Genomic DNA, 303 nt, shown 5'->3' with positions numbered 1-303 from the left:
GGGGATGTGCTGGTCGAACCACATTTTGCCGGCGAGACATTGCAATTGCCGAATTGGGTCGCCGTATCATTGCTCGCGGAAAATATGATCTCGACCACTATGCGTGGCCAGATGTCTTCGGTCTTACAGTCGATACTGGCGCGAAATCTCCAGTTAACTTCACAGGGTTTTATCAGGGTTTCACCTCACAGGGTTTTATCAGGGTTTCACCCGCCCAATTGACCGGATCGGGAGAAGCAAAGGATGTTCAGATTAACCGCTCTGGAACTGGCGCGGATCCAGTTCGGCTTCACCATCTCCTTC

At 51.8% G+C, this 303-nt stretch carries 1 protein-coding gene; it reads left to right on the top strand.

Translation table 11 applies throughout. The features are described from left to right. Positions 1–222: hypothetical protein (locus AB4Z51_RS45110; protein WP_441499795.1), on the top strand; the 222-nt coding region annotated here is incomplete at its 5' end. Positions 223–303: the final 81 nt, after the last annotated feature.

The sequence above is a fragment of the Bradyrhizobium sp. 2TAF36 genome (genome assembly GCF_052114925.1).
In the GTDB taxonomy this organism is placed as follows: Bacteria; Pseudomonadota; Alphaproteobacteria; order Rhizobiales; family Xanthobacteraceae; genus Bradyrhizobium; species Bradyrhizobium barranii.
Note: the sequence above shows the minus strand (reverse complement) of the source record. Positions and strands in the feature narration are given on the sequence as shown.